This window comes from Nocardioides eburneus (assembly GCF_040838215.1).
Classification (GTDB): domain Bacteria; phylum Actinomycetota; class Actinomycetes; order Propionibacteriales; family Nocardioidaceae; genus Nocardioides; species Nocardioides eburneus.
Map to the genome: position 1 here is coordinate 50,398 of NZ_JBFPJR010000006.1, position 25,577 is coordinate 75,974.

The window sequence follows — 25,577 nt, forward strand, 5'->3', positions numbered from 1 at the left end:
GCGGGCGAGCGCAGCTGAGCGCGTGGCCGGGGCGCCGGCACGGTGCGGAGCTGACCGATGTCGGTTGGGGTGAGCGCCGGGTGTCGGCGCAACGACCCCGGCCGCGGCGCCGTCGGCTCGATCATCGCCGCGTCCCTAGACTCGGGGCGTGGACTTCTACTCCGCCTATGCCCACGGCTTCGCCCGCGTCGCCGCCTGCACGATCCCGATCAGCACCGCGGATCCGGAGACCAACGCGCGGACGGTGATCGAGCAGGCGCGGGCCTGCCACGACGACGGGGTCGCGGTGGCGGTGTTCCCCGAGCTCTGCCTGTCGGGGTACGCCGTCGACGACCTGTTCCTCCAGCGCACCCTGCTCGACTCGGTCGAGGCGGCGATCACCGCGATCGTGGTCGCCAGCGAAGAGTTGCTGCCGGTCATCGTGGTCGGTGCGCCGTTGCGCTACGGGGACCGCGTCCTCAACACCGCGGTGGTGATCCACGCCGGCGAGATCCTCGGCGTCGTCGTGAAGTCCTACCTGCCGACCTACCGGGAGTTCTACGAGAGTCGCTGGTTCGGCTCGGGCGTCGACGTCAACAGCACGATCGTCCTCGATGGTGAGGACGTGCCGATCGGTACGCGGCTGCTCTTCAAGGCGAGCGACGTGAAGGACCTCGTGATCCACGTCGACATCTGCGAGGACATGTGGGTGCCGGTGCCGCCGAGCGCGACCGCGGCCCTGGCGGGCGCGACGGTGCTGCTCAACCTGTCGGCGAGCCCGATCACGGTCGGCCGCAGCGACGCGCGGCGGCTGCTGGTGGAGTCGGCGAGCATGCGGTGCGCGGCGGCCTACGTCTACACCGCGGCGGGGCCGGGGGAGTCGACGACCGACCTGTCCTGGGACGGCCAGACGATGGTCTACGAGCTCGGCGACCTGCTGGGGGAGTCGGAACGCTTCCCGGACGGGCCGCGCCGGACGGTCGTCGACGTCGACCTCGAGCGGATCCGCGCCGAACGCCGGCGGCAGGGGACCTTCGACGACAATCGCCGCGCGTTCAGCGGCGACGGCGGCTCGGTCGACACCTACCAGACGATCGAGTTCGAGCTCAGCCCCCCGCTCGCGAGCAGCGGCCTGCGCCGCAAGGTCGACCGCTTCCCGTTCGTGCCCGACGACCCGGAGAAGCTGGCACAGGACTGCTATGAGGCCTACAACATCCAGGTCAGCGGCCTGGAGCGGCGGCTGCAGTCGATCGGGCCCACCACGAAGGTCGTCATCGGAGTGAGCGGCGGACTCGACTCCACGCAGGCGCTGATCGTCGCGGCGAAGGCCATGGACCGGCTCGGCCGGCCGCGCTCGGACATCCTGGCCTTCACGATGCCCGGGTTCGCGACCTCGCAGGAGACGTTGGGCAATGCGCTGGCGCTGATGGAGTCGCTCGGGACGACGTACGAGACGCTCGACATCCGTCCGGCCGCCACCCAGATGCTGAAGGACCTGGGCCATCCGTTCGGTCGCGGCGAGGAGGTCTACGACGTGACCTTCGAGAACGTCCAGGCCGGGTTGCGCACCGACTACCTCTTCCGGGCGGCCAACCAGCGCGGCGGCATCGTGCTCGGCACGGGCGACCTCTCCGAGCTGGCGCTCGGCTGGGCGACGTACGGCGTCGGTGACCAGATGTCCCACTACAACGTCAACGCCGGCGTGCCGAAGACGCTCATCCAGCACCTGATCCGGTGGGTGATCTCCACCGAGCAGTTCGACCCGGAGACCGACGCCGTCCTCCAGAAGATCCTCGACCAGGAGATCTCGCCGGAGCTCGTGCCCGGTGAGACGCCGCAGTCGACGGAGGCCAAGGTCGGGCCCTACGCGCTGCAGGACTTCACCCTCTTCCATGTCGTCCGCCACGGCTTCGCGCCGAGCAAGATCGCGTTCCTGGCCTGGAGCGCCTGGCACGACGTCGAGCGGGGGGAGTGGCCGCCGGGATTCCCCGAGGAGCGGCGGACGGCGTACGACCTGACGGAGATCCGGCACTGGCTGGAGCTCTTCATCCGGCGGTTCTTCGCCAACCAGTTCAAGCGCTCTGCGCTGCCCAACGGGCCGAAGGTGAGCAACGGCGGGACGATGTCGCCGCGCGGGGACTGGCGGATGCCGTCGGACGCGAACCCGGCGGCCTGGCTCGCGGAACTGGAGGCCCGAGTTCCACGGAAGTGAAGCGGATGGCTTCATGATGACTGGGTGAAGTGTTTAGCTTCATTCTGGAAGAATGAAGCTATCATGGACTCATGACATCTGCTCGCGCCGTGGCTGCGGTGATCGGGGACGTCGTCGGCTCGAAGTCCGCCGGCGACCGCCGAGCGCTCCATCGCGCGCTGCTCGACGCCCTGGACCAGGTCAACCGCGCCTTCGAGCCCGTCACACCGCTGTGGGTGACGGCCGGCGACGAATACCAAGGCTGCTTCGCCACGCTGGGAGATGCCGTGCGTGCGACGCTGCGGATCCGCCTGGCGCTGCGCGCGGTGACCGAGGTGCGGCACGGCGTCGGCTGGGGACCGGTGACGGTGCTCGACGAGGAGCCCCGGGTCGAGGACGGGCCGGGCTGGTGGACGGCCCGGTGGGCGATCGAGGAGGTCGCCGCCGCCGAGCAGCGCGCGGCCACGCGCGCGGTGCGCACGTGGTACGTCCGCGCCGAGCAGGCTCCCGACGGCACCGCCCCCGAGGGGGTCAACGCCGCCCTGCTGCTCCGCGACGAGCTGTTGCACGGCGTGGGCGAGGAGTCGCTGTCGGTGCTCGCTGGCATGCTCGCCGGCATGAGCCAGAAGGAGATCGCCGCCGACCTCGGGGTCAGCGCGTCCGCGGTGTCCCAACGCGTGCGCCGCGACGGTCTGACGGCGGTCGTCCGCGCCGATGAGCTGCTCGGGCGGCTGCCGTGAGCTGGCTCGCGCTGCTGCTCGTCGGTCTCGGCCTGACCGACCTGGTCCGCCCGGCCACGACGCGGCTCACCGCCGGGTGCTCCGGCGCCGCGGCGGCGCTCCTGCTGGGTCTGCTCGCGGGCCTCACCTCCTGGCCCGACGCGTTGGCGTACGTCGCCGTGGCCGGTGTCGTCCTGGCCTGGGCCCTGACTTCGGGCGCCGGACGCCGCCGGGCGTGGGTGCCGTTGGCCGTCCTCGGCGGTGCGGTCCTCCTCGCGGTGCTGACCGCCGCCTGGGCGCCCGCGGTCGACGGCCCCGTGACCGACTGGCTCGAGGCCTCCCCGTGGCGATGGCTGTCGGGCGCGGACCCGGACGTCGCGCTCCTCACCCTGGGCGGCGTGCTCGTCCAGCTCGCGACCGGCAACGTCGTCGTCCGCCTCGTGCTCGCGGCGACCGGCTCCGACCAACCGCAGCCCGCCGGTCCGCGCGCGCTCAAGGGCGGCCGTCTCCTGGGGCCGATGGAGCGGCTCGTGATCCTCGGTCTCGGCCTCGCCGGCCACGTCACCGCAGCCAGCCTCGTCATCGCGGCGAAGGGTCTGGTGCGCTGGCCGGAGCTGCAGTCGTTCCGCAGCGCCGACGGGTCCTCGGACGGGCCGTCGATCGACGAGGTGACGGAGTACTTCCTGGTTGGCAGCTTCGTCTCCTGGCTCGTCAGTCTCGGCACGTTGGCGATCGTCGTGGCGTAGGCCTCTGCGGGCATTAGGGTTGCGGCCATGGGTAAGCAGGAGGACTTCGTCCTGAGGGCGCTCGAGGAGCGCGACGTCCGTTTCGTCCGGCTCTGGTTCACCGACGTGCTCGGCTTCCTCAAGTCGGTGGCGGTCGCCCCGGCGGAGCTCGAGGCGGCGTTCGCCGAGGGGATCGGCTTCGACGGCAGCGCGATCGAGGGCTTCGCCCGGGTCAGCGAGTCCGACATGCTGGCGCTGCCCGACCCCTCGACCTTCCAGGTCCTGCCCTGGCGCGACCAGAGCCGTGCGACGGCGCGGATGTTCTGCGACATCGTGATGCCCGACGGCAGCCCGTCGTACGCCGATCCACGCCACGTCCTCAAGCGCACCCTCTCGAAGGCTGCGGAGAAGGGCTTCACCTTCTACACCCACCCCGAGATCGAGTTCTACCTCTTCAAGGACAGCCCCCAGGACGGCGCTGCACCGGTGCCGGTCGACTCGAGCGGCTACTTCGACCACACCGCCCAGTCCATGGGCGCCGACTTCCGGCGCGAGGCGATCAACTACCTCGAGGCGATGGGCATCTCGGTGGAGTTCAGCCACCACGAGGGCGGCCCGGGCCAGCAGGAGATCGACCTGCGCTATGCCGACGCGCTCTCGACCGCCGACAACGTGATGACCTTCCGGACGGTCATCCGCGAGGTGGCGCTGAGCCAGGACATCTGGGCGACCTTCATGCCGAAGCCGTTCACCGAGCACCCTGGCTCCGGGATGCATACCCACGTCAGCCTCTTCGAGGGCGACGCCAACGCGTTCTACGAGCCGGGCGCGGAATACCAGCTGTCCAAGACCGGCCGGCAGTTCATCGCCGGCGTGCTCCACCACGCCTCCGAGCTCTCCGTGGTCACCAACCAGTGGGTCAACTCCTACAAGCGCATGCTCGGGGGCGGCGAGGCGCCGTCCTACATCTGCTGGGGCCACAACAACCGCTCCGCGATGGTCCGGGTGCCGATGTACAAGCCGCTCAAGGGCCAGTCGACCCGGATCGAGGTCCGCACGATCGACTCGGCCTGCAACCCCTACCTCGCGTTCGCGGTCATGCTCGCGGCCGGGATGAAGGGCGTCGAGGAGGGCTATGAGCTGCCCCGCGAGGCCGAGGACGACGTCTGGTCCCTCACCGATCGGGAGCGCAAGAACCTCGGCATCGACCCGCTCCCGGAGACGCTCGACGAGGCGATCGAGGTCGCCGAGGACTCCGAGCTCCTGGCCGAGACGCTGGGGGAGCATGTCTTCGACTTCTTCCTCCGCAACAAGCGGCAGGAATGGGCCGATTACCGCGGCCAGGTCTCGGCCTTCGAGCGGGACCGGATGCTGCCGGTCCTGTGACCGGGTGAGGCTGCCGTGAGCGACGCCCGCCTGCCTCGGGTCCTGGTGGTCCAGCACCAGGACAGCTGCCCGCCTGCCCTTTTCGGGCAGTGGCTGACCGAGGCGGGCGTCGCACTCGACGTCTGCCGCCCCGACCTCGGTGCCGCCGTCCCGTCCCTGACTCGCGCCGGCCGGGATGCGTACGACGGCCTGCTGGTCCTCGGCGGGGACATGACCGCCGACGCGGACACCGCGCATGCCTGGCTCCCGGTCGTGCGGCAGCGCGTCGCGGAGGCGGCCGCGGGCGGGTTCCCGTCGCTCGGGATCTGTCTCGGACACCAGGTCGCCGGGCTCGCGCTGGGTGCGACCGTGGAGCGCAACCCGCACGGCACCACGATCGGGCTGCGACAGGTCGACTGGGAGCCGGCCGTGATCTTCGACCCGCTGCTCAGCGCGATCGCAGGAGAGGACCGCGCGCTGTGGTGGAACGACGACGTCGTCGTGGACCTGCCCGAGGGCGCCGAGGTCCTCGCGACCGGGCTCGACGGCGCGGTGCAGGCCGCCCGGTTCGCCCCGACCGTCTGGGGTGTGCAGTTCCACCCCGAGGCGGACAGCGGTCTCGTCCAGCGGTGGGCGGAGAGCGACGCGGTGGGGCTCGGCCGGCTCGGGTTCGACGCCGACGAGCTCGTCGAGTCCGTGCTGCTCGCCCAGCCCGAGCTCGTCAGGACCTGGCGGCCGCTGGCCGAGTCCTTCGCGACCCTGGTGCGTGGTCGCGCGGCGGCGACCGACCAGTTCGGACATCCCGGACGCTGACGGAAAGGCACGCGTGATCCGACCCACGACCAGCAAAGGCAGCCTGCTCAGGCTCGGCTTCGGCGACCCCGAGGAGGCGGCGGCCCACCTCGAGCGTCTCGGCGCGGCGGCCGACCCTCTCCTCGCCCTCTTCGGCCGGGTGGCCGACCCCGACCTCGCGCTGCGCTCGCTGGTGGCGGTGGTCGAGCGGGCCGAGGACGGTGGCGTCCTGCTGGACGGTCTCGCCGACGACGAGGGCACCGCGATGCGGCTGCTCGCCGTTCTCGGAGCGTCGCAGGCGCTGGGCAACCACCTGGTCCGACATCCCGCGCAGTGGCGCGAGCTGTGCGACCCGACGCTCGGGTCGACCCGGCCGCCGGCCTACCACTTGCGAGCGGAGTTGCTGCGTGCCGTCGGGGCCGAGCCCTACGCCGAGATGCCGGTCGCCACGCTGCCCGACGCCGACGCGGTGGACGCGCTCCGGGTCGAATACCGCCGCTGGCTGATGCGCCTCGCGGCGCGGGACCTGGCCCATGGGCTCGGCGTGGACGACGTCGCCGCCGAGCTCTCCGACCTCGCGGTCGGGACTCTCGACGCCGCGCTGGCGATCGCCCGCGCCCGGGTGGGGGAGCCGGCCGCCGGCGTACGCCTGGCCGTCATCGCCATGGGCAAGTGCGGCGGCCACGAGCTCAACTACGTCTCGGACGTCGACGTCGTGTTCGCCCACGACCCGGTCGACCTCGGTGACGACACCCTCTCCGACCAGCAGGCGCTGCGGATCGCCACCCAGCTCGCGAGCCAGTTCATGCAGATCTGCTCCGACCACACCGGCGAGGGCACGATCTGGCAGGTCGACGCCGCGCTCCGCCCGGAGGGCAAGGCGGGGCCGTTGAGCCGGACGGTCACGAGCCACCTCGGCTACTACCAGCGTTGGGCGAGCACCTGGGAGTTCCAGGCCCTGCTCAAGGCGCGCCCCGCGGCGGGCGACCTCGCCCTGGGCCGGGAGTACGTCGAGACCCTGCAGCCCCTGGTGTGGACCGCGGCCGAGCGGGACGGCTTCGTCGCCGACACCCAGGCGATGCGGCGCCGGGTCGTCGCCCACATCCCGGTGCGCGACGCCGACCGGGAGCTCAAGCTCGGTGCGGGCGGGCTGCGCGACGTGGAGTTCGCGGTGCAGCTGCTGCAGCTCGTCCACGGCCGGGCCGACGCGACGCTGCGGGCGCCGACGACGCTGTCGGCGCTCGCCGAGCTGACCCGCCGAGGCTACGTCGGCCGCGAGGACGGCGAGGAGCTGCACCGCGCCTACGCGTTCCTCCGCACGATGGAGCACCGCATCCAGCTCTTCCGCCTGCAGCGCACCCATCTCGTCCCGCGCGACGAGGCGTCGCTGCGCCGGCTCGGGCGCTCGCTGGGCTTCCTGCGGGAGCCGGTCGTGAGCCTCGAGAAGGAGTGGGCCCACGAGCGCCGCGAGGTCAGCAGGCTCCACCAGAAGCTCTTCTACCGCCCGCTGCTCGCCGCCGTCGCGCGCATCCCCGGTGAGGAGGCCCGGCTCTCGACGGAGGCCGCCGAGGAGCGGCTCACCGCGCTCGGCTATGCCGACCCCACGGCTGCGCTGCGCCACCTGGAGGCGCTCACCCGGGGCATGCGACGCAGCGCCATCGTGCAGCGCACGCTCCTGCCGGTCATGCTGCAGTGGTTCGCGGAAGGTCCCGACCCCGACGCCGGCCTCTTCGGCTTCCGTCGGATCAGCGAGGCGCTCGGCGAGTCGCCGTGGTACCTCCGGGCGCTCCGCGACGAGGGCCTCATCGCCGAGCGGCTGGCGCGGATCCTGTCGACCTCGCGCTACACCACCGGCCTGCTCGAGCGGGAGCCTGAGGGCGTCCGGATCCTCGGTGAGTCGCTCGAGCCGCTCACCGGCGAGGCGCTCGAGGAGGAGATGACGTCCGCCGTCGAGCGGCGCACCGGCGCCGAGGCCTCGGTCAAGGCGGTCCGCGCGATCCGGCGGCGCGAGCTCTTCCGGATCTCCGCCGCGGAGCTGATGGGCGAGGCCGACGTCGAGACCGTCGGCGCCGCGCTGTCCCGTCTCACCGACGCGACGCTGGAGGCGTCGCTGCGGGCCGTCGTCGCCGACGCCACCGCGTCGCGCGGTCTCGAGTCGCCGCCGACGCGCCTGGCGATCATCGCGATGGGGCGGTACGGCGGCTTCGAGCTGTCCTACGCCAGCGACGCCGACATCCTCTTCGTGCACGAGCCGGCGCCGGGCGTCGATCCCCACCAGGCCGCGTCGTTCGCCCAGGCGGTGGTCGGCGAGCTCCGCCGGCTGCTCGCGCTCCCGGGCGCGGACCTGCCGCTCGAGCTGGACGCCGGCCTGCGCCCCGAGGGGAAGTCGGGGCCGCTGGTGCGCACGCTGTCGGCGTACGCGTCCTACTACGCCAAGTGGTCCCACGTCTGGGAGGCGCAGGCGCTGCTGCGCGCCGACGCGGTCGTCGGCGACCCGGAGCTGCGGAAGGCGTTCACGGCGATGATCGACCCGCTGCGCTATCCCGAGGGCGGGCTCAGCGAGGACGACGTCATCGAGGTGCGCCGGATCAAGGCCCGCGTCGACGCCGAGCGGCTGCCGCGCGGCGCCGACCCGCACACCCACCTCAAGCTCGGCCGCGGCGGCCTCGCCGACATCGAGTGGACCGTCCAGCTGCTGCAGCTCCGGCACGCCCACGAGATCCCGGGCCTGCGCACCCCACACACGATCGAGGCGCTGACCGCGGCGCGTGAGGCCGGGCTGCTCGATCCCGACGACGTCGCGAGCCTCTGCGAGGCCTGGCGGCTGGTCAGCCGGGTGCGCAACGCCGTCACCCTCGCCCGCGGGCGCCCGTCGGACTCGCTGCCGAGCAGCGCCGTCGAGCGCCGTGCGGTCGCCGCCATCCTCGGCTATCCAGCGGGCGCGACCGACGAGATGGTCAACGACTACCTGCGGGCGACGAGGGTTGCCCACGGTGTCGTCGAGCGGGTGTTCTGGGGATGACGCGGTGACGGGCGAGCCGCGGCTCCGGCGTCACCAGCGGCTGGCTCTCGACGCACTCGACGGCGCCTGGGCGCAGGGGCGGGACCGGGCGTGGGTGGCGCTGCCGCCGGGCGCGGGGAAGACGCTGGTCGGCCTGGAGACGGTGCGACGGCTGGGTGATCGCGTGCGCCGTACGGTCGTGCTCAGCCCCAACACCGCCATCGCGGCCCAGTGGGTCGCGCAGGCGCGCCGGCTCGGGCTCGATGCCGGCAGTGGCCGTGACCTCTCCGCGGCCGTCACGTCGCTGACCTATCAGTCGGTGGCGGTCTTCGAGCCGGACGCCGAGGTCGACGAGGACGGACGCGAGGACGGGCGGAACCACGACGGGTCGCTCCTCGGTCGGCTGCACGACAACGGCCGGGCCCTCATCGCGGGGTTGCAGGCGGCCGGACCGGTCCTGCTCGTCCTCGACGAGTGCCACCACCTGCTCGAGGTGTGGGGCAAGCTCCTGGCCGAGCTGCTCGACACGCTGCCCGAGGCGCTCGTCCTCGGTCTCACGGCCACGCCACCGGCGGCGCTCACGACGGACCAGGCGAGGCTCGTCGACGACCTGTTCGCCGGCATCGTCTTCGAGACCTCGATCCCGGCGGTGGTCCGTGAGGGCGACCTCGTGCCGTTCGCCGAGCTGGTCTGGCTCACGACCCCCACCGCGGCGGAGGCCGACTGGCTGGCGGCGGGGGCGGAGCGGTTCCAGGGGCTGGTGACCCAGCTGACCGACCCGGCCTTCGGCTCGGTGCCGTTCCTGACGTGGCTCGACCGCCGGTTCGTCGAGCGGGCGGGCGACGCGCCGTCGTGGGCCGTGCTCGCGCGGACCGAGCCGGCGCTCACCGACGCCGCGCTGCGGCTCCACCATGTCGGTCTGCTGGCGCTGCCGCCCGGTGCGCGTCCGACGGAGGCGCACCGCCGGGCGCCGAGCGCCGAGGACTGGGTCGTCCTCATCGACGACTGGGTCGACGGCGTCCTGCGCCGTAGCGGGACGGACGACGCCGCGCTCGAGGCCGTCCGACGAGCCCTGCCCGCGGTGGGCTACACGCTGACGCGCGCCGGCGTACGCCGGGGTCGTACGCCGGTCGACCGGGTCCTCGCGCGGTCGGCGGCGAAGACGACGGCCGCGGTCGAGATCGCGCGCCACGAGCGGCTGGCGCTGGGCGAGCGGATGCGGCTGCTCGTGCTCTGCGACCACGAGCGGGCCTCGGCCACGCTGCCGGCGGACCTCACCGGCGTCCTCACACCGCAGGCCGGCTCGGCGATCGCCCTCCTCGACGCGCTGCTCGTCGAGAACCCGGACGCGGTGCTGGTCACCGGGTCGACGGTGGCGGGGTCACGCCCGACGCTCGCTGCGCTCGTCGACCACATCGCCGCCGGTGCGCCCGAGCTCGCCGCCAGGTTGGAGATCCGGGAGGAGGACGGCCACCCGGTCCTTGCCGGAGCGTGGACCAGCCGCACCTGGGTCTGGCACGTCACCCGGTTCTTCGAGACGGGCGGCTGCCGGATCCTCGTCGGCACCCGTGGCCTGCTGGGCGAGGGCTGGGACGCGCGGTCGGTCAGCGGCATCGTCGACCTCACCGCCGTGACCACGACGACGGCGGTCGTGCAGACCCGTGGCCGAGCGCTCCGCACCGACCCCGAGCGACCCGACAAGGTCGCGGTCAACTGGTCGGTCGTCTGCGTCGCGCCCGACCACCCCCGGGGCGACAACGACTGGCAGCGTCTCGTCCGCAAGCACACCGGCTTCTTCGGCGCCGATGAGGACGGCACGATCGTGGACGGGGTCGGCCACCTGCACCCGGGCTTCTCGCCGTACGCGCCACCGGCCGCCGCGGACTTCGACGCCGTCAACGCGGCCATGGTCGTGCGCGCCGAGCGCCGGGACGAGGTCCGGCGGCGCTGGCGCGTCGGGGAGGCGTACGACGACGTCGCCTCGCGCACCGTCCGGATCCGACCTCGGGCGACCGCCGGTGCGCCCCTGGTGAACGCCTCCGCCACGCCGGCGACGCCGGTCGCGGAGCCGGCTCGTGTCGTCGTGGGGGAGTCGGGGCTCGACGTACGCCACGGGCCGGGGCCGATGTCGCCGTTGCCGGGCGTGGTGGCGGCGATCCTGCTCGTGCTGGCGGTCACGGTCGCCTGGTCGTCGCTCGCTGTCGCCGGCGCTCTGGTGGCGGCGGCGATCGTTGCGGGCAGCGTCGCGACGGCGCGGACCCTGACGCGGGGCCGGACGCTCCTGGACGAGGCGTCCCAACCCCCGCCGGTGGCCAGGGTCGCGGCGGCGGTGGCCGACGGCCTGCACGCTGCGGGGCTGGTGTCGGCCGACTCCTCGCGGCTCGCTGTCGAGATCGCCGCGGACGGCGAATATCGCGTCCGTCTCCGCGGCGTCCCCGAGGCCGAGTCGCTGGTCTTCGCCACCGCCCTCGAGGAGGCAGTGGCGCCGCTGCTGGCGCCGCGCTACGTGCTGCGGCGGCGGGTCCTGACCCCACCGACCGGGCGCCTCGCCGACGTCAGGCGCGCGCTGGCGGCCGGTCGCGGTGGACGGGTCGTCGCGGGCGGGGAGGTCTGGCACGCCGTCCCCGGGGTGCTCGGTGCCAACGCCGGCCGCGCGCACGCCTATGCGCGGGCGTGGGACCACTGGATCGGCGGCGACGAGCCGCTGTTCACCGGGTCTCCCGAGGGCGCGGGGATCCTCGCCGCGCAAGCGGGGAGTGACCCCTTCGACGTCACCACCGTCATCCGGCGGCAGTGGTCGTGAGGCGCGCTCAGACCTGATCGGCGCCGCCGAGGCGGGCCGCGAGCCGGGCGCGGGTCGGCGCCTGGGTCGTCGTGGCGTTCGCCTCGTCGGCCCGCCTGCCGTCGGCCGCGACCGGATCGGTGACCGTGGCGTCCGGCACGGCATCGGACGTGGCATCGGACGTGGCCTCGGACGTGGCCTCGCCCGTGGCGCCGGCGGTGGGGCCCGTCGGATCCGTCGCGAGGCCCGGGGTCGGGATGGCGCTGGTCGCCTCCGGCGTACCGGCGTCGTCGCCGCTCGAGGCGGCGGCGGGGTCGTCGGTGGGCGGGACGGAGGCGGCCTCCGGTGCCGGTGTCTCTACCGGTGCCAGCGGGTCGGTGAGGTCCTGGGCATCCTCGGTCCCGTCGCCGACCGGGATCTGCTCGAAGTGTGCGGCCGCCTCGAGATGGCCCCGGCCTCCGCCGTGCCCGTGCTGGTGGCCGGGATGATGGTCGCCGGCGTGCGGGTGGAGCTGGTGCTCGAGTGTCGCGATCTGGTCGTGGCGGAGCTGGATCTGGGACTGCAGCGTCCGGATCTGGGCGTGGTAGGCGGCCGCCGCGGGGTCGCCGGGCTCGGGCGCGTCCTTCTCGAGGGCGTCGATCTGGTGCTGCAGGCGGCGTACCTCCTGGCGCTGCTCGTGGATCTGCTCGCGGAGCAGGTGGCGCTGCTCGGGCGTGAGCTGCGGCTCGTGGTGCTTCACGGCCGGGTGCCCGCCGCCCGGATCGCTGCCGTGGCCGGTCGGCGTGCCGCCACCGCCGCCGCCCCCAGTGCTGTGGTTCCCGGCCGGGTCGCCGCCTGTCGGCTCACCGGGATCGCCGCTCGGGCTGGGGTCACCCGGCTGGTGGCGGTGGCCGTTGAAGGGCAGGTTGCCGGGCATGTCGGGCGCACGCCAGCCGCCGCCGTGCGGGAGCGTGATGTCGGCAGGCGGGGCCGCGTGTCCGGTGTTGGGGTAGGGCGGGAAGCTGTCGGCGAGCAGCGTCATCGTCGTGTAGAAGCTCAACTGAGCGAGGTACCAGTAGCCGTCAGCCCTCGACCATTGTTCGATGGCGTCGTTCATCTTCACCTGGAAATCGGGATCTCCGCTCAGACCCGCCAGATAGATGGAGTTCGTCAGGACATGGTGGCTCACCGTGCCGTCCGGGGCCGATCGGCGCACATCGCGCAACATCTGGTCGACGTGCTTCATGTCGCCGCTCAGCTGTCGTAGGGCGGTCTCCGCGCTGAGCACCTTGTTGTGGAGGTCCCAGATCGTCTGCTTGGAGGCACGGGCGCCGTGCCGGAAAGCATGGCCTGCCTTGCCGCCCAGGACCTCGTGCGGGAGGTTCTCGTGGGAGTCCTGGGTGTCGAAGGCCGCACTGAGCTTCTTCCGCAGTGCGCGTAGGTCGTCGGCGGCGGTGACGCACGACCCCGGATCGCCACCGTCGCGCACCAGCCAGTACTGGGTGCCCTCGCCGCCGTCACCGCTCATCTGGAGGCCCCATCGCTCAGTCATCGAAGCCGGTCCTCAGGTTGTGGTAGAGGGTCTTGACCTTCGAGACGGCGAGGTCATCGGCACCGGAGAGGTCGTCGATGACCTTCTGGATGTCGTGGTGGCGGTGACGGAGCCAGGAGACCAAGGAGCCGACGTCGCTGCTCACGACGTCCTCGAGGGCGAAGGTCCCGTGGTCGAGCCCGTCAAGTGGCACGCCCGTGTCCGGCGTGCTGATCTTCTTCGCTTTCGCCAGCGCCGACCGGTCGTCGTCGAGCTCACCGGCGACCACCTTCATCTTGGGATAGTCGATCTGTACCTCGCCCATGCCTCCTCTTGTCCCACCCGACACGGGCGGCCAAACCTCCGCAGCCGGCGGATACGGTGAACCCATGCCCCACGGCTCCGCCTCCGATGCCCTCGCGGAGCGGTTGCGCGCCGCGACGCTCGCCTGCGACCGGAGGCTCGACCGGCGTCCACTGTCGCCGGCGGAGACCTTCGACGCGCTGGCCGCGGCCTGCCGCGAGCTCGGGATCGAGGAGTGGGACGCGTACGGCGAGCGCGGCGCGGTTGCGCGGCTGGAGACCGAGGTCGCCGGGCTGCTCGGTCGGGACGCCGCCGCCTTCTTCCCGAGCGGCGTCATGGCGCAGCAGGTGGCGCTCCGGATCCACGCCGACCGCGCCGGCACGCGCAGGGTCGCGATGCCGGACCTCAGCCATCTGCTCGTGCACGAGGAGGACGGTCCGCGGATCCTGCAGGACCTGCAGGTCGAGCACCTCACCCGGGGGCGGGTGCCGGCCACGAGGGAGCACCTCGACGCGATCCCGGGCCGACTGGCCGCCGTACTCGTCGAGCTGCCGCTGCGGGACGCCGGCTGCCTCCTGCCGACGTACGACGAGCTGGCCGATCTCTCCGCGGCCTGCCGCGAGCGCGGGATCGCCCTGCATGTCGACGGTGCGCGCATCTGGGAGTCGCAGCCGTGGTTCGAGAAGGAGCTGACGGAGCTCGCAGCCCTGGCGGACACGGTCTACGTCTCGTTCTACAAGGGGATCGGTGGCCTCGCCGGCGCCGCGCTGGTCGGCGACGACGACGTCATCGACGAGGCGCGGCTGTGGCGACGCCGGATGGGCGGGACGATCTTCCGCACGACGCCGGAGGCGGTCGCGGCCCTGGTCGGTCTGCGCGACCGGCTGCCGCTCATGCCCGACCTGGTGGCGTGGGCGCGTGCGCTGGCCGAGGCGCTGCCCGCCTCGGTGGTCACGCAGCCGGCGGTGCCGCAGACGAACACCTTCCTCGTCTACGGCGCCGGCGACGCCGACACGGTGAACGAGCGCCTGGCGGGGTTCATGGAGGAGCACGGCATCGCGATCAGTCCGCCCTGGTCGCCGAGCGACGAACCCGGCCGGATCGTCACCGAGCTCGCCATCGGCGAGGCGGCGCTGGAGCTGGATCCTGCGACGGTGGCGGCCCAGATCGCGGCGATCGTGGAGGGCATCAGCCCCTGAGTCGCCGGGTGTCGTCGGGCAGCCGGAGCGTGCGGCCCGTCGCGTCGAGATGACCGAGCAGCGGGAGGGCGACCCGGCGTGAGGTGCCGAGCACCTGTCGGGCCTGGCTGGTCGTGAACGGCTGGGGGAGCGCGGCGAGAGCCTCGGCGGCGCGGTCGGCGGCGTCGGGGAGGAGTACGACGCCGGGCGCGAGCCGCAGCAGCAGACCGGCGCGGTGGAGGACCGCGATCGTGGCTCCGTCGAGACCGAGCCTGTCGAGCTCCTCCGCGGTGGGCGCGGCGAAGGGCGTGTCGGCGAGATGGCCGCGGAGCCGCTCGAGCGCCTGTGTCGCGGCCGGCGGCAGCGACGCGCCCGCCAGCGTCAGCCGGCCGCCCTCCGAGACGACCGGGGGTGCCACGAGCGCCGCGACGAGCGCCGGGTCGGGCACGTCGAGCCGGTGGGCGGCGGCCGCGACCGGCAGGCCGCCGTGTCCGGCGGCACGCACCGCCGCGACCAGGTCGGCGCGCAGGGCGGCGGCGCGCTCGGGTGCCACGAGCCAGTCGCCGGCGACCAGGGCCCCGTCCGGCAGTGGCGCGAGCGGGGCACCGATCCGGCGCAGCAGCGAGCGGCGTACGACACCGCGGGTGCGGAGCTCGGCCGCGAGGGTCCCGTCGTGGTCGAGGAGGACCTCCGCGCGGCGGGCCGCGGCGCCTCGGCGACCGAGCGCGGGTGGGGACGGGTCGAGGATCCGGGCGCCCCATAGGAGACGGCTGCCGGGGTCGCGCACGATCGCCCGGTCGCCGATGCGCAAGGGCAGCGGGTCATCGAGGGTCAACCGGTAGAAGTCCTTGCCGAGCGGCCGGACGTGGACGCCGACCAGGGCCGACCCCAGGTGGAGCACCGGCCGTTCCGGCACCCGGCCGTCACCGGTGAGCGCCACGTCGACGACCGAGGCCGGCGAGAAGGCGTCGGGTGTGACGAGCGCCGTGCCCCGGGCGACGGCGTCGGGTGCGTGGCCGCCGAGGTCGAGCGCCACCCGCGCCACGCCCGACATGCGCTCTCGGGGCGTTCCGAGAGACTCGATGCCGCGGACGCGGACGGTGCTGCCGTCCACGGCCTCCAGCTGGTCGCCGACGGCCACCGTGCCGGCCGGGAGGGTGCCGGTGACGACGGTGCCGGCGCCGCGGATGTGGAAGCGTCGGTCGACCCAGAGGCGTACGTCGGCGTCGGCGGGCGGCGGCGACACCTCGGCCAGCACTCGGACGAGCGTGTCCCGGAGCGTGTCGAGGCCCGCACCGGTGCGGCCGCTCACCACCACCGCCGGGGCACCGGCGAGGGAGGTCCGGTCGATCTCCGCCCGGGCGCGGGCCAGCGCCGGCGCAGGATCGGCGAGGTCGGCGCGGGTCACGACGACGAGACCGTGCGACACCTTGAGGGCATCGAGCGCGGCGAGGTGCTCGGCGGCCTGCGGCATCCACGGGTCGTCGGCGGCGACGACCAGCATCGCGATCGGCACCGGGCCGACGCCGGCGAGTGCCGTCGCGAGGAAGCGCTGGTGGCCCGGCACGTCGACGAACGCGACCTCGCCCGGCGCGGGCAGGCCCGGGAGCACCGTCCAGGCGTAGCCGAGCTCGATCGAGAGCCCGCGGCGCCGCTCCTCCTCGAGCCGGTCGGGGTCCGTGCCGGTCAGGGCGCGCACGAGCGTCGACTTGCCGTGGTCGACGTGGCCGGCGGTGGCGACGACGTGCACTACGCACGCTCCTCGGGTGCCGTGGCGGTCGCGCCACCGGTCGCGCCGACCGCTGCGGCCGACCCGCGCACCGCGGCGACCGCCTTCGCGAGCAGCGGGTCGTGCTCGGGCGGCACGGTGAGCAGGTCGAGCAGCAACCGACCGTCGTGCACGTGGCCGACCACCGAGGGGTCGCCGAGCCGCAGCGGGGCGGCGAGCTCGTGCGGAAGAGCGACGGCCGCACTCGGCAGGGGTACGCCGGGACCGCCTCCGCCGCCGACCCGGCCCTCGGAGGCGACCGCCGTGGCGAGGTCGGTGCCGATCGCGACCGCGAGCGCGCGGGCACGACCCATGAGGTCCTCGGGGCGGCCGGCGAGGGCCTGGGCGACGGGTGGCGTCGGGCCGGTCAGCGTCGCCTCGAGCGCGGCCAGGGTGAGCTTGTCGACCCGCAGGGCCCGCGCGAACGGATGACGCCGCAGGCGGTGGACCAGGTCGGCGTCGCCGAGCAGCAGGCCCGCCTGGGGACCGCCGAGCAGCTTGTCGCCGGAGGCGGTGACGAGCGCGGCGCCTGCACGCAGCATCGTCGTGGCGTCCGGCTCGTCGGGCAGCCGCGGATGTGGCGTCAGCAGGCCCGAGCCGATGTCGACCACCACCGGCAGCCCGGCGCGGGCACCGAGTCCGGCGAGCGCAGCGACCGGGACGGACGAGGTGAACCCCTCGACCCGGAAGTTGGACGGGTGCACCTTCAGCAGGAACGCCACCCGGCCGTCGGGGTCGTCCACGGCCCGCTCGTAGTCCTCGAGCCGCACGCGGTTGGTCGTCCCGACCTCCCGCAGCTGCGCGCCCACGGACTCCAGGAGCTCGGGGATCCGGAAGCCGTCGCCGATCTCGACCAGCTCGCCACGGGCGATCACGATCCGACGCCCGGCCGCGAGCGCGAGCGCGGCGAGGCCGAGCGCGGCGGCGCCGTTGTTGACCACGTGGACGTCGCCGGCGTCGGGGACCGCGGCGGCGAGAGCCGCCATCGTGGAGGCGCCGCGCCTCCCGCGGCGGCCGGTCGCCAGGTCGAGCTCGACGTCGGTGGGGCCGGCCGCCCGTGCGACCGCGTCGATGGCCGCCGCCGAGAGCGGCGCCCGGCCGAGGTTGGTGTGGACGACGACGCCGGTGGCGTTGACGACCGGTCGCAGCGAGGCGGCCGAGCCGGGCAGCGCCTCCAGCAGGCGGCGTACGACCGACTCGGGCGGCACCTCGCCACGACGGCACGCCTCGAGGACCGTCGCCAGCGCCGCCTTGATGCGTGCCCGCCCGAGCCGACCGATCGCCTCGGCGACGGCAGGATCGGCCAGGACGGCGTCGGTGCGCGGCGTACGCCGGCGGGGATCGTCGCGCACGCCTTCCTCCCCGTCCGGTCCGTCGGGCTGACCCGAGTGGTCGGCCCTCGACCGCCAATCTAGTGGCTCGGCACGGCGGCGCGCGGTCGGCCCGCCCGTCCGCGCGGGGATACCGTGACGAGAGGCGAACCACGTCGGGACGGGCGCGACGAGCGGGAGGCGACGATGACCACCGATGCCGCACAGCGGGCGCGCGGCGCGGCGTTCGCTCCACTGCGCCGGCCCGCGTTCCGGATGTTGTTCCTCGCGCAGTTCGTCTCCAACATCGGCACCTGGATGCAGGGCGTCGGCGCCCAGTGGTTCCTGGTCGAGCGGGCGCACAACGACTCGATGGTGGCGTGGACGCAGACGGCCGACACCCTGCCGGTGCTCCTGCTCGCGCTCCTGGCGGGCGTCACGGCGGATCTCGTCAACCGGCGCACCCTCCTGATGACCACCAGCCTGGTCTCCACGGCGATCGCGCTCGTGCTGACCGTGGTGACGCTGGCCGACCGGCTCGACCCGTGGGCGCTGCTCGGGTTCACCTTCCTCCTCGGGTGCAGCGCCGCGATCACCGGCCCGGCCTGGCAGGCGATCCAGCCCGAGCTCGTCCCACGCGAGGAGCTCACCCAGGCCTCCGCGCTGGGCAGCATCACGGTCAACGGCGCTCGCGCGGTCGGTCCGGCGGTCGCCGGTGTCCTCGTCGCGGCGGCCGGTCCCGGCGTCGTCTTCGCGCTCAACACGGTGTCGTTCCTCGCCGTGACGGCCGCTCTGGTGGTGTGGCGGCGCGAGCGTCGACCGGACTCCGCCGTCCGCGAACACGTGCTGTCCGGGCTGGCCTCCGGCCTGCGCTACGCCCGTGCGGCCCCCGGCGTACGCCGCATCCTGCTGCGCTGCGCGCTCTTCGCCTTCCCGGCCAGCGCCCTGCTCGCGCTGCTGCCGTCCGCGGCCCATTCGCTCATGGGCACGGGAGCGGGCGGCTACAGCGCCTTGCTCGCGCTGCTCGGAGCCGGCGCGATCGTCGGCACGCTCACCATCGGCACCATCCGCGACCACCTGAGCCGCACGGTGATGCTCACCTGTTCGGCAGCGGTCTTCGCGGTGGCTACGCTCTGCGCGGCCTGGCTGCCGCTGTGGCCCATGCTCGTGGTCATGCTCATCGCCGGCGTCGCGTGGATGGTGCAGCTGACCACCCTCAACGTCGCGATGCAACTGAGCCTCCCCGGATGGGTGCGCGCCCGCGGCCTCTCGATGTATCTGCTCGTGTTCATGGGGTCGCAGGCGGTCGGCTCCTTCCTGTGGGGTCTGGTCGTCCCGCATCTCGGCCTGCGCGCGACGCTCACCACGGCGGCGGTGCTGCTCGCGCTGGTCGCGCTCTCGGTGCTCCTCATCCCGGTGCGGGCCCGCAGTGGGACGCTGGATCGGGGCGTCGTGCCGCTCTCCTCCGGGCTGCCCGAGCTCCAGTTGGAGGCCGTCGACACCGCGCCCGTCGTCGTACGCATCAGCTATCGGGTCGCTCCGGAGAACGTCGACGCCTTCCGCACGGCCATGCGGGAGGTCCAGCGCTCACGGCGCCGGACCGGTGCCTCCCGTTGGCGGCTGCTGCGGCCGAGCGACGCGCCGACGACGTTCATCGAGGAGTTCCTGGTCCCGAGCTGGAACGAGCACGAGCTGCAGCACACCGTCCGATGGACGGGGTACGACGCGGAGCTCTACCGACGGGCCACCGCTCTGGCCGAGGAGCAGCCTGTCGTCGAGCACCTCGTCGTGTCGGAGGCCTGATCGTCCCCACCGCGGCGCCGATCGCGGAGGCCAGGCTCGCGAGCGTCGCGAAGGACGGCGAGGTCGTCGGTGCTCAGGTTTCCGGCGAAGCTGAGCAGTGCGCCGGTGCGGTCCTTGCTGCGCAGCAGGGCCTTCAGCATGTCGTTGGCGACCGAGCCGGCCTCGTGCCGGGCGGCGCTGAAGAGCAGCTCGCCGCCCGCCGCGCGGGCCTTGTCGACCTCGCCGGCGCGGTGCAGGCGGTCGAGAACCGTGAGCACGGTGGTGAGGGCGGGCCCGGTGCCGCCCGGCCTGGCGAGCGTGTCGGTGATCCGGCGCGCGGTCAGCGGGCTGTCAGCGTGGAGCAGGAGGCTGAGGGATCTCGTCGCGGAGTGCGCCGTGGCGTCGGCGCCCCTGGGCGGGGGATGGGCTCTGGGGGTCGAGCATCAAGCCTCCAGGAGTCGCTGGCCGACGTAGGCGTCGTCGCCTCGGGCGGGGACGGCGAAGACGGCGCTGCCGATGTGGGTGGTGAACCGGTTCAACGCGTCATTGTGGCGGGTGAGGGCGTGTTGGATCGGGAGGAACCCGAGTCGGATGTCGGCCTGCCAGGCCAGGAACATCAACCCCGCCCGACGCCGGCCGTCGCGGTAGCCGTCGTCGAAGTTCCAGCTGCGGCGGTAGATGCGGGCCCCGCCGGTGTTCTGGGGGCTGGCGAGGCGAATGTGCGCATGCGCGGGAACCGCCGGCTCGCCGTCGCTGCGGCGTGCGGAGAGATCGACCGGCTGGGACTCGCGGTGCTGGCCCAACGCGGCTCCGGTGGCGGTGCTCCGGCCGATGACCTTGTCGCGGCCGCTCTCGGGATGGGTGAACCAGGCGTCGAGATCGATGAGGATCTGCCGGGCCACGAGATAGCTGCCGCCTGTCATCCACCCGGGCGACTGGGCCTGGACCGAGATCTGCCACAGCGGGGTGCGGAGGGCAGGGTTGTCGGTGCCGTCACGGTGCCCCATGAGGTTGCGGCTCGTGGTGGCCGGGTCGCTCGAGGCGGCCGCGGTGTTGCGGAAGCCCGGCCGCGACCAGCGCAGCCGGACCGAGTCGCGCAGCTGCGTGCGCACATAGGACATCACCGCCTGCACCACGCCGGACATCTTGAGAGGGTCCTCGGCGCCGACCTGGACCAGCAGGTCGCCGTGGCTGAGACCTGGGTCGAGTCGGTCTGTCGCGAAGGACGGCAGGTCGATGAAGGCCTCCGGACGCTGGTGCTCCACACCGCAGGCCGCGAGGAGCGACGCACCGACGCCGGGTGTGATCTGGAGGCTGGCGGGGCGCAGGTCGAGGCTCGCGGCGGCGGTGGCCTGCGGGTCGAGCGTGTCGCGGTCGGTCGGGAATGACGAGGCTGTGGCCGCATGGTCGGCGAGCCGGCTCACGTGGGTGAGGAAGTCGATCGCGGCCGTGCGAGCCTGGTCGGGCGCTCGACGAGCTGCGGGGGAGAGGTCGAAGGCGAGCACGGTGCCGAAGGCGGGGATACGGTCGCCGAGCCCCATCGGGAGTCGGCGGACGCTTGCATGGTCGTCCGAGGGGGTGAGCCGGGCGCGCGTCGAGTCGTCGGCTTCGGCATCGGCGGCCGCAGCGTCGTCGCCCTGGCGTCGGCCGGCGAGGAAGCCCCCGGCTCCGCCTGCGGCCAACCCGGCCACGCCGGCCGCGCCCGACCAGCCCAGCAGCGAGCGGCGAGCGATCCGCGGTGGACCACTCGGCTCCTGCGGCTCCTCGGCTGCGCCCATGGCTACTCCTCGCCCGACGTGCCCGACGTGCCCGACGTGTCCGACGCAGTCGGGCGGTCGGTGACATCGATGACCGGAAAGGTTGTGGTGAGGGTCGCGCCGCTGCGGAAGCGCCAGGTCATCGTGATGGTCGACCCGGCGGAGAAGTCGGACTTCAGGCCCATCAGCATGACGTGGTAGCCGCCCGGCTGCAGCGTCACGTGGCCTCCGGCCGCGACCGGGATGGACCGCACCGCCATCATCGTGCCGGCCGCGTCCTTCGTGACGGTCTTGTGCAGGGTGACGCTCGTCGCAGCGGGCGTCGAGACGCCGACGATCGCGTCGTCGTCGGGACCGGTGTCGGTCACCGTGGCGTACGCCGCGCTCTCGCCGCCCATGTCGGTGCCCGATGTGTCCGGACCGCTCATGTCCATGCCCGGCATCCCCGAGGCCACGGCTGAGACCCAGCCGTCGGTCAGGGTGAGTTGCCGAGCGGTGGCCGCAGCGTAGGAAGGTGTGCGTGAAGCGGAGGAGCGGTCCTGGCTGTCGGTGCCGCAGCCGCCCATCGCCACGGTGAGCGTGAGGGCGACACCTGCCAGGCTCACGACACGGGTCGGGCGGGGGCTCATGCCGTCGCCTCCGTCAGGACAGAATACGGACGCGGCCGCATGAGATTGTGGATGGTCGCTCGCTGGCGCTCGCTCATGCGTAGTCCTTGACGAGTGTGGGGAGGGCAGCGGCGTAGACCTTCGCGCCGGTGAGGGCGCTGAAGTAGCCGACCATGGCGCCGTGCCGGTCGAGGGCGATGACCTCGGCCCCGTGGGTGACCTGGTAGTCGTGCTCGGTCACCTTCGGCTTGCTGATGCCGATGCCGTAGGTCCGGGCGGCGGCGATGACCTGCTCGATCGGCGCCCGCCCGGCATGGAAGGTGGGAGAGTAGTGGTGGATCCACGCGCGCAGCCGCGCCGGGGTGTCGCGGTGCGGGTCCGTGCTGACGAACTGCACCCAGATCTTGTCCGCGATCGCATGGGGCAGCGTGCGCAGGGCGACAGCGAGATCGGCCATCGTCGTGGGGCAAATGTCCGGGCAGCTCGTGTAGCCGAAGTAGAGCAGCGTCAGCTTGCCCTTGGCGGGTGAGGCGTAGGACCACGTCCCGCCCTCGGTGGCCTGGGCGATGTGCTGGGTCGCGGGACCGAGCGGCTCCTGGGGGATCTGGTGATACTGCTTGATCGACGCGAGCGGCGTCGGTGCCGCCGACGACGACGCGTCGGACGACCCGCATGCGGAGGCCACAGCGGCGAGCAGTGTCACGAGCACCACTGTGGTGAAACGGCGGGTGAGCGTGGTCCACGTGGTCACTAGATGAATGGTAGAGAGGCCGTGGAGGCGGGCCGTTCGCGGGCCATGGCGATCTCGGACGGCCGGCGAGAACCCGGCCACTAGCTATTGCAAAGGCTTTGCAATAATCGGCGGATGCACGCTCCCGCTGACTCCGAACCCGACGCCAAGGCGGTGCGCGCGGGCGTCGGTGGAGCGGTCGGTCGACGGACGAGCGACCGGCGTCGGGCACTGTGGATCCCCGGGCTGGCTCTTGTGCTGCTCGGCATGGTGATCGTCGCCCTGGGTGTCGGGCCGGTGGCGATGGACCCGGTGACGGTCGCGCGGATCGTGCTCGCCCACCTCGGTGTCCCGGTGGGCGACGCCGACTGGTCGGCTGCCCAGGAGGTGATCGTCTGGAACCTCCGTGTGCCGCGGGTTCTGCTCGGGGCGGTCGTCGGGGCGGGGCTCGCCGCCGCCGGGGCAGCGCTGCAGGCGATGGTCCGCAACCCGCTCGCCGAGCCCTACCTGCTGGGCATCAGCTCAGGTGCCTCGACCGGGGCCGCCGCGCTCATCCTCTTCGGCTTCGGTGTCAGCGCGGGCGTCTACTCGCTGACGGTGAGCGCCTTCGCCGGCGCGCTCGTCTCGGCCGCGGGGGTCTTCGCGATCGCCCGTTCGGGTGGTCGGCTGACCTCGGTCCGGATGCTGCTCTCGGGGGTGGCGGTCGGCTACGCGCTCTCGGCCACCACCAGTTTCCTGCTCTTCGCCGCCCCGGCCTCGGACCAGGCCGGCACCCAGGCCGTTCTCTTCTTCATGCTGGGCTCGCTGGTCCGCGCCGAGTGGGCCTCGCTCTGGGTCGTCGCCGGGGTGGTCGTCGGGATGCTCCTGCTGCTCACGGCGTGGGGCCGGCGCCTCGACGCGCTCACGATCGGCGACGACACCTCCCTCTCGCTCGGCGTGTCACCCACGCGACTCCGGCTGCACTTGCTCGTGGTCGTCTCGCTCGGCGTCGGCGCGCTCGTCGCCGTCTCCGGCGGCATCGGGTTCGTCGGCCTGGTCATGCCGCACCTGGGACGCAGGATCGTGGGCGCCGGCCACCGGCTCCTGGTGCCAGTCTCGGCCCTGTGCGGCGCCACGTTCCTGGTCATCGCCGACGCCCTCGCGCGCGTCGTGATCGCGCCGACAGAGCTCCCGATCGGCGTCCTCACCGCGGTCGTCGGCGTGCCGTTCCTGCTCACCCTCGTCCGCCAGCTCGACCCCTACGACGCCTGACCCGGGAGACTCCTGTGACTGCGCCGCACCCGTTCCGTCGCCGTTCTGCCGTCGCTCTTGCGCTGGCGGTCGCCGCGTTCGCCCTGGTGGCGGCCTGCGGCTCGGCGCCGCCGACGAGCGCTGGTGCGTCGACGCCCGGCTTCCCACTCACGGTGAAGAACTGCGGCGTCGACGTGACGCTCCCCGCCCCGCCGAAGCGGGTGGTGCTGGTCGGCAACGAGGAGGTCTCCTTGGTTGCGGGGGTCGGCGCTCTCGACCGGGTGGTGGCCAAGATCGGCGACTTCCCGCGGGGCCTGTTCGGCCGCGACGTCGACGAAATCCTGGCAGGCATCCCGAACCTCAACAGCTCGGTCAACGGCGGTGGCGGCGTCCAGGCCTCCCTCGAGAGCGTCATCAACACCGAGCCCGATCTGGTGGTCGGCTACGAGACCCCGACGCTGACGCGCGCAGCACTGGAGAAGGCCGGCATTCCGCTCATCGTCAACCCGTCCTACTGCGGGGAGATCGGCGACGAGCGCGGACACGCCCGTGCGGCGGTGAGCTTCGCGAACGTCTACGACGAGGTCGCGCTCTTCGGACGCCTCTTCGGCGAGCAGTCGCGCGCCACGACCTTCGCGACGAGCCTGAGGAAGCGGGTGGCCGCGGCACGTGCGAAGGCCACGAAGGGCACGACGACGGCCGCGGCGCTCTACGTCGGCAAGGCCGCGGGCCTCCTCGAGGCGTACGGCAACGGGGCGGTGATCAACGCGGAGCTCGAGGCGGCCGGCCTCACCAATGTGTACGGCGAGGAGGACAAGCGAGTCTTCACCGTCTCCACCGAAGACCTGCTCGAGCGCGACCCCGACGTCCTCGTCCTGCTCTCCAGCGGCGATCCGGACACCTTCGAGCAGACTCTCCGGGCCGTCCCCGGGACCGACGGACTCACCGCGCTGAGGTCCGGACGGGTGCTCGCCGAGCACTACTCCTACGGTGACCCTGCCACGCCGCTCACCGTCAGCGGGCTCGAGCATCTGGTGGCGTCCCTCGGGAAGGAAGGGGAGACGGGCCGTGATCATCGCTGAGGGGATCGGGTTCGCCTACGGCCGGACGCCGGTCCTCGAGGGAGCCTTCCTCGAGGGCCGCGACGGCCAGATGGTCGGCCTCGTCGGTCCCAACGGCAGCGGCAAGACGACCTTCCTGCGGACCCTCTACGGGTCGCTGCGGCCCACCGCCGGGCTCGTCACCCTCGACGGCGACCCGGTGGCGCGGCTGGGGCCTCGGCGTACCGCCCGACGGGTCGCGGTCGTCGCCCAGGAACGCGGCGGCGACCTCCCGGTCACCGTGCGCGAGATGGTGCTGCTGGGACGGCTGCCGCACCAGGGTGTCTTCGACCGCCACTCTCCGGACGACCACGCCCGTGCGGCTGCCGCGCTCGCCCGCGTCGGCGCCTCCCACCTCGCCGACCGGCGCGTCGACACGCTCTCCGGCGGCGAGAAGCAGCGCGTCCTGATCGCCCGCTCGCTCACCCAGGATGTGCGCCACCTGCTCCTCGACGAGCCGACCAACCACCTCGACGTGCGCTACCAGCACGACGTGCTCGGCCTGGTCGCCGGCCTCGAGGTCACCACCGTGGTCGTCCTGCACGACCTCAACCTCGCCGCGCGCTACTGCGACCACGTCGTCCTGCTGGACCGCGGCCGCGTGGTTGCCAGCGGATCCCCGGGCGAGGTCTTCACCCCGGCGACGCTCGAGCCGGTCTACGGCATCGGCGTCACCCGCGTCGACGTCGACGGCCGGCTGCATCTTGTCTTCACCCCGCACGACGGACCCACCAAGGCATGAGGAGA

General features: G+C 73.2%; 20 protein-coding genes. 12 read left to right on the forward strand and 8 right to left on the reverse strand.

Annotation, left to right across the window (positions count from 1 at the left end):
- Positions 1 to 148: 148 nt before the first annotated feature.
- From AB3X52_RS04880 to AB3X52_RS04910, 7 genes are all read left to right on the forward strand, one after another.
- Positions 149 to 2,191, forward strand: coding sequence for an NAD(+) synthase (locus tag AB3X52_RS04880; protein ID WP_367991859.1), 2,043 nt, complete (start codon positions 149 to 151; stop codon positions 2,189 to 2,191).
- A gap of 71 nt (positions 2,192 to 2,262) precedes the next feature.
- The gene (locus AB3X52_RS04885; RefSeq protein ID WP_367991861.1) at positions 2,263 to 2,910 is read left to right on the forward strand and encodes a SatD family protein; all 648 of its coding nucleotides are present in this window, start codon (positions 2,263 to 2,265) and stop codon (positions 2,908 to 2,910) included.
- On the forward strand, positions 2,907 to 3,635 hold the full coding sequence (locus tag AB3X52_RS04890; protein WP_367991863.1) for a hypothetical protein: 729 nt from the start codon (positions 2,907 to 2,909) through the stop codon (positions 3,633 to 3,635). Before AB3X52_RS04885 ends, AB3X52_RS04890 begins: the two co-directional genes overlap by 4 nt.
- Positions 3,636 to 3,662: 27 nt before the next feature.
- Positions 3,663 to 5,000 (forward strand): glutamine synthetase family protein, encoded by a 1,338-nt coding sequence (locus AB3X52_RS04895; RefSeq protein WP_367991865.1) that lies wholly within the window; start codon positions 3,663 to 3,665, stop codon positions 4,998 to 5,000.
- Positions 5,001 to 5,015: 15 nt separating this feature from the next.
- On the forward strand, positions 5,016 to 5,792 hold the full coding sequence (locus AB3X52_RS04900) for a type 1 glutamine amidotransferase (protein WP_367991867.1): 777 nt from the start codon (positions 5,016 to 5,018) through the stop codon (positions 5,790 to 5,792).
- A gap of 13 nt (positions 5,793 to 5,805) precedes the next feature.
- On the forward strand, positions 5,806 to 8,793 hold the full coding sequence (locus AB3X52_RS04905) for a bifunctional [glutamine synthetase] adenylyltransferase/[glutamine synthetase]-adenylyl-L-tyrosine phosphorylase (RefSeq protein ID WP_367991869.1): 2,988 nt from the start codon (positions 5,806 to 5,808) through the stop codon (positions 8,791 to 8,793).
- Positions 8,794 to 8,797: 4 nt separating this feature from the next.
- Positions 8,798 to 11,575 carry a DEAD/DEAH box helicase family protein gene (locus tag AB3X52_RS04910; protein ID WP_367991871.1) on the forward strand — a complete coding sequence of 926 codons (2,778 nt, stop codon included), beginning with the start codon at positions 8,798 to 8,800 and terminating at the stop codon, positions 11,573 to 11,575.
- A 7-nt stretch (positions 11,576 to 11,582) separates the two neighbouring features.
- On the opposite strand, the gene AB3X52_RS04915 is transcribed toward AB3X52_RS04910, so the two are convergent.
- A complete protein-coding gene (locus tag AB3X52_RS04915) occupies positions 11,583 to 13,085 on the reverse strand; it encodes a hypothetical protein (RefSeq protein ID WP_367991873.1) in 1,503 nt (500 codons plus the stop codon).
- Positions 13,078 to 13,389, reverse strand: coding sequence for a hypothetical protein (locus tag AB3X52_RS04920; RefSeq protein ID WP_367991875.1), 312 nt, complete (start codon positions 13,387 to 13,389; stop codon positions 13,078 to 13,080). The genes AB3X52_RS04915 and AB3X52_RS04920 overlap by 8 nt, the downstream gene beginning before the upstream one ends.
- 64 nt (positions 13,390 to 13,453) lie before the next feature.
- On the opposite strand from AB3X52_RS04920, the gene AB3X52_RS04925 reads away from it, so the two are divergent.
- Positions 13,454 to 14,566, forward strand: coding sequence for a threonine aldolase family protein (locus AB3X52_RS04925; protein ID WP_367991877.1), 1,113 nt, complete (start codon positions 13,454 to 13,456; stop codon positions 14,564 to 14,566).
- Here the strand turns inward: AB3X52_RS04925 and AB3X52_RS04930 are convergent.
- Positions 14,556 to 16,295, reverse strand: a complete 1,740-nt coding sequence (locus AB3X52_RS04930; RefSeq protein WP_367991879.1) for a SelB domain-containing protein — start codon at positions 16,293 to 16,295, stop codon at positions 14,556 to 14,558. The genes AB3X52_RS04925 and AB3X52_RS04930 overlap by 11 nt on opposite strands.
- Positions 16,295 to 17,665: an L-seryl-tRNA(Sec) selenium transferase gene (selA, locus tag AB3X52_RS04935; protein ID WP_367991881.1), complete on the reverse strand. Its 1,371-nt coding sequence runs from the start codon at positions 17,663 to 17,665 to the stop codon at positions 16,295 to 16,297. The genes AB3X52_RS04930 and selA overlap by 1 nt, the downstream gene beginning before the upstream one ends.
- Before the next feature lie 165 nt (positions 17,666 to 17,830).
- On the opposite strand from selA, the gene AB3X52_RS04940 reads away from it, so the two are divergent.
- The gene (locus AB3X52_RS04940) at positions 17,831 to 19,426 is read left to right on the forward strand and encodes an MFS transporter (protein WP_367991883.1); all 1,596 of its coding nucleotides are present in this window, start codon (positions 17,831 to 17,833) and stop codon (positions 19,424 to 19,426) included.
- Here the strand turns inward: AB3X52_RS04940 and AB3X52_RS04945 are convergent.
- The 4 genes from AB3X52_RS04945 to AB3X52_RS04960 form a co-directional block, all read right to left on the reverse strand.
- Complete coding sequence (locus tag AB3X52_RS04945; RefSeq protein WP_367992015.1) at positions 19,357 to 19,770, reverse strand: BlaI/MecI/CopY family transcriptional regulator; 414 nt, start codon at positions 19,768 to 19,770, stop codon at positions 19,357 to 19,359. The genes AB3X52_RS04940 and AB3X52_RS04945 overlap by 70 nt on opposite strands.
- 78 nt (positions 19,771 to 19,848) lie before the next feature.
- Positions 19,849 to 21,183, reverse strand: coding sequence for a Dyp-type peroxidase (locus AB3X52_RS04950; protein ID WP_367991885.1), 1,335 nt, complete (start codon positions 21,181 to 21,183; stop codon positions 19,849 to 19,851).
- A gap of 2 nt (positions 21,184 to 21,185) precedes the next feature.
- Complete coding sequence (locus tag AB3X52_RS04955) at positions 21,186 to 21,791, reverse strand: copper chaperone PCu(A)C (protein ID WP_367991887.1); 606 nt, start codon at positions 21,789 to 21,791, stop codon at positions 21,186 to 21,188.
- 73 nt (positions 21,792 to 21,864) lie between these two features.
- Complete coding sequence (locus AB3X52_RS04960) at positions 21,865 to 22,521, reverse strand: SCO family protein (RefSeq protein ID WP_367991889.1); 657 nt, start codon at positions 22,519 to 22,521, stop codon at positions 21,865 to 21,867.
- Between the two features lie 114 nt (positions 22,522 to 22,635).
- Between AB3X52_RS04960 and AB3X52_RS04965 the strand changes: the two genes are divergently transcribed.
- Genes AB3X52_RS04965 through AB3X52_RS04975 form a run of 3 tightly spaced genes read left to right on the forward strand, consistent with a single transcriptional unit; the run spans position 22,636 to position 25,572 of the window.
- Positions 22,636 to 23,751: a FecCD family ABC transporter permease gene (locus AB3X52_RS04965; RefSeq protein ID WP_367991891.1), complete on the forward strand. Its 1,116-nt coding sequence runs from the start codon at positions 22,636 to 22,638 to the stop codon at positions 23,749 to 23,751.
- Positions 23,752 to 23,765: 14 nt separating this feature from the next.
- Positions 23,766 to 24,812, forward strand: a complete 1,047-nt coding sequence (locus AB3X52_RS04970; RefSeq protein WP_367991893.1) for an ABC transporter substrate-binding protein — start codon at positions 23,766 to 23,768, stop codon at positions 24,810 to 24,812.
- Positions 24,799 to 25,572: an ABC transporter ATP-binding protein gene (locus AB3X52_RS04975; RefSeq protein WP_367991895.1), complete on the forward strand. Its 774-nt coding sequence runs from the start codon at positions 24,799 to 24,801 to the stop codon at positions 25,570 to 25,572. Before AB3X52_RS04970 ends, AB3X52_RS04975 begins: the two co-directional genes overlap by 14 nt.
- Positions 25,573 to 25,577: the final 5 nt, after the last annotated feature.

Coding starts and splice junctions, on each gene's coding strand:
- AB3X52_RS04885 (WP_367991861.1), top strand. CDS start 2,263: ATGACATCTGCTCGCGCCGTGGCTGCGGTGATCGGGGACGTCGTCGGC.
- AB3X52_RS04895 (WP_367991865.1), top strand. CDS start 3,663: ATGGGTAAGCAGGAGGACTTCGTCCTGAGGGCGCTCGAGGAGCGCGAC.
- AB3X52_RS04915 (WP_367991873.1), bottom strand. CDS start 13,085: ATGACTGAGCGATGGGGCCTCCAGATGAGCGGTGACGGCGGCGAGGGC.
- AB3X52_RS04920 (WP_367991875.1), bottom strand. CDS start 13,389: ATGGGCGAGGTACAGATCGACTATCCCAAGATGAAGGTGGTCGCCGGT.
- AB3X52_RS04925 (WP_367991877.1), top strand. CDS start 13,454: ATGCCCCACGGCTCCGCCTCCGATGCCCTCGCGGAGCGGTTGCGCGCC.
- AB3X52_RS04940 (WP_367991883.1), top strand. CDS start 17,831: ATGACCACCGATGCCGCACAGCGGGCGCGCGGCGCGGCGTTCGCTCCA.
- AB3X52_RS04950 (WP_367991885.1), bottom strand. CDS start 21,183: ATGGGCGCAGCCGAGGAGCCGCAGGAGCCGAGTGGTCCACCGCGGATC.
- AB3X52_RS04955 (WP_367991887.1), bottom strand. CDS start 21,791: ATGAGCCCCCGCCCGACCCGTGTCGTGAGCCTGGCAGGTGTCGCCCTC.
- AB3X52_RS04965 (WP_367991891.1), top strand. CDS start 22,636: ATGCACGCTCCCGCTGACTCCGAACCCGACGCCAAGGCGGTGCGCGCG.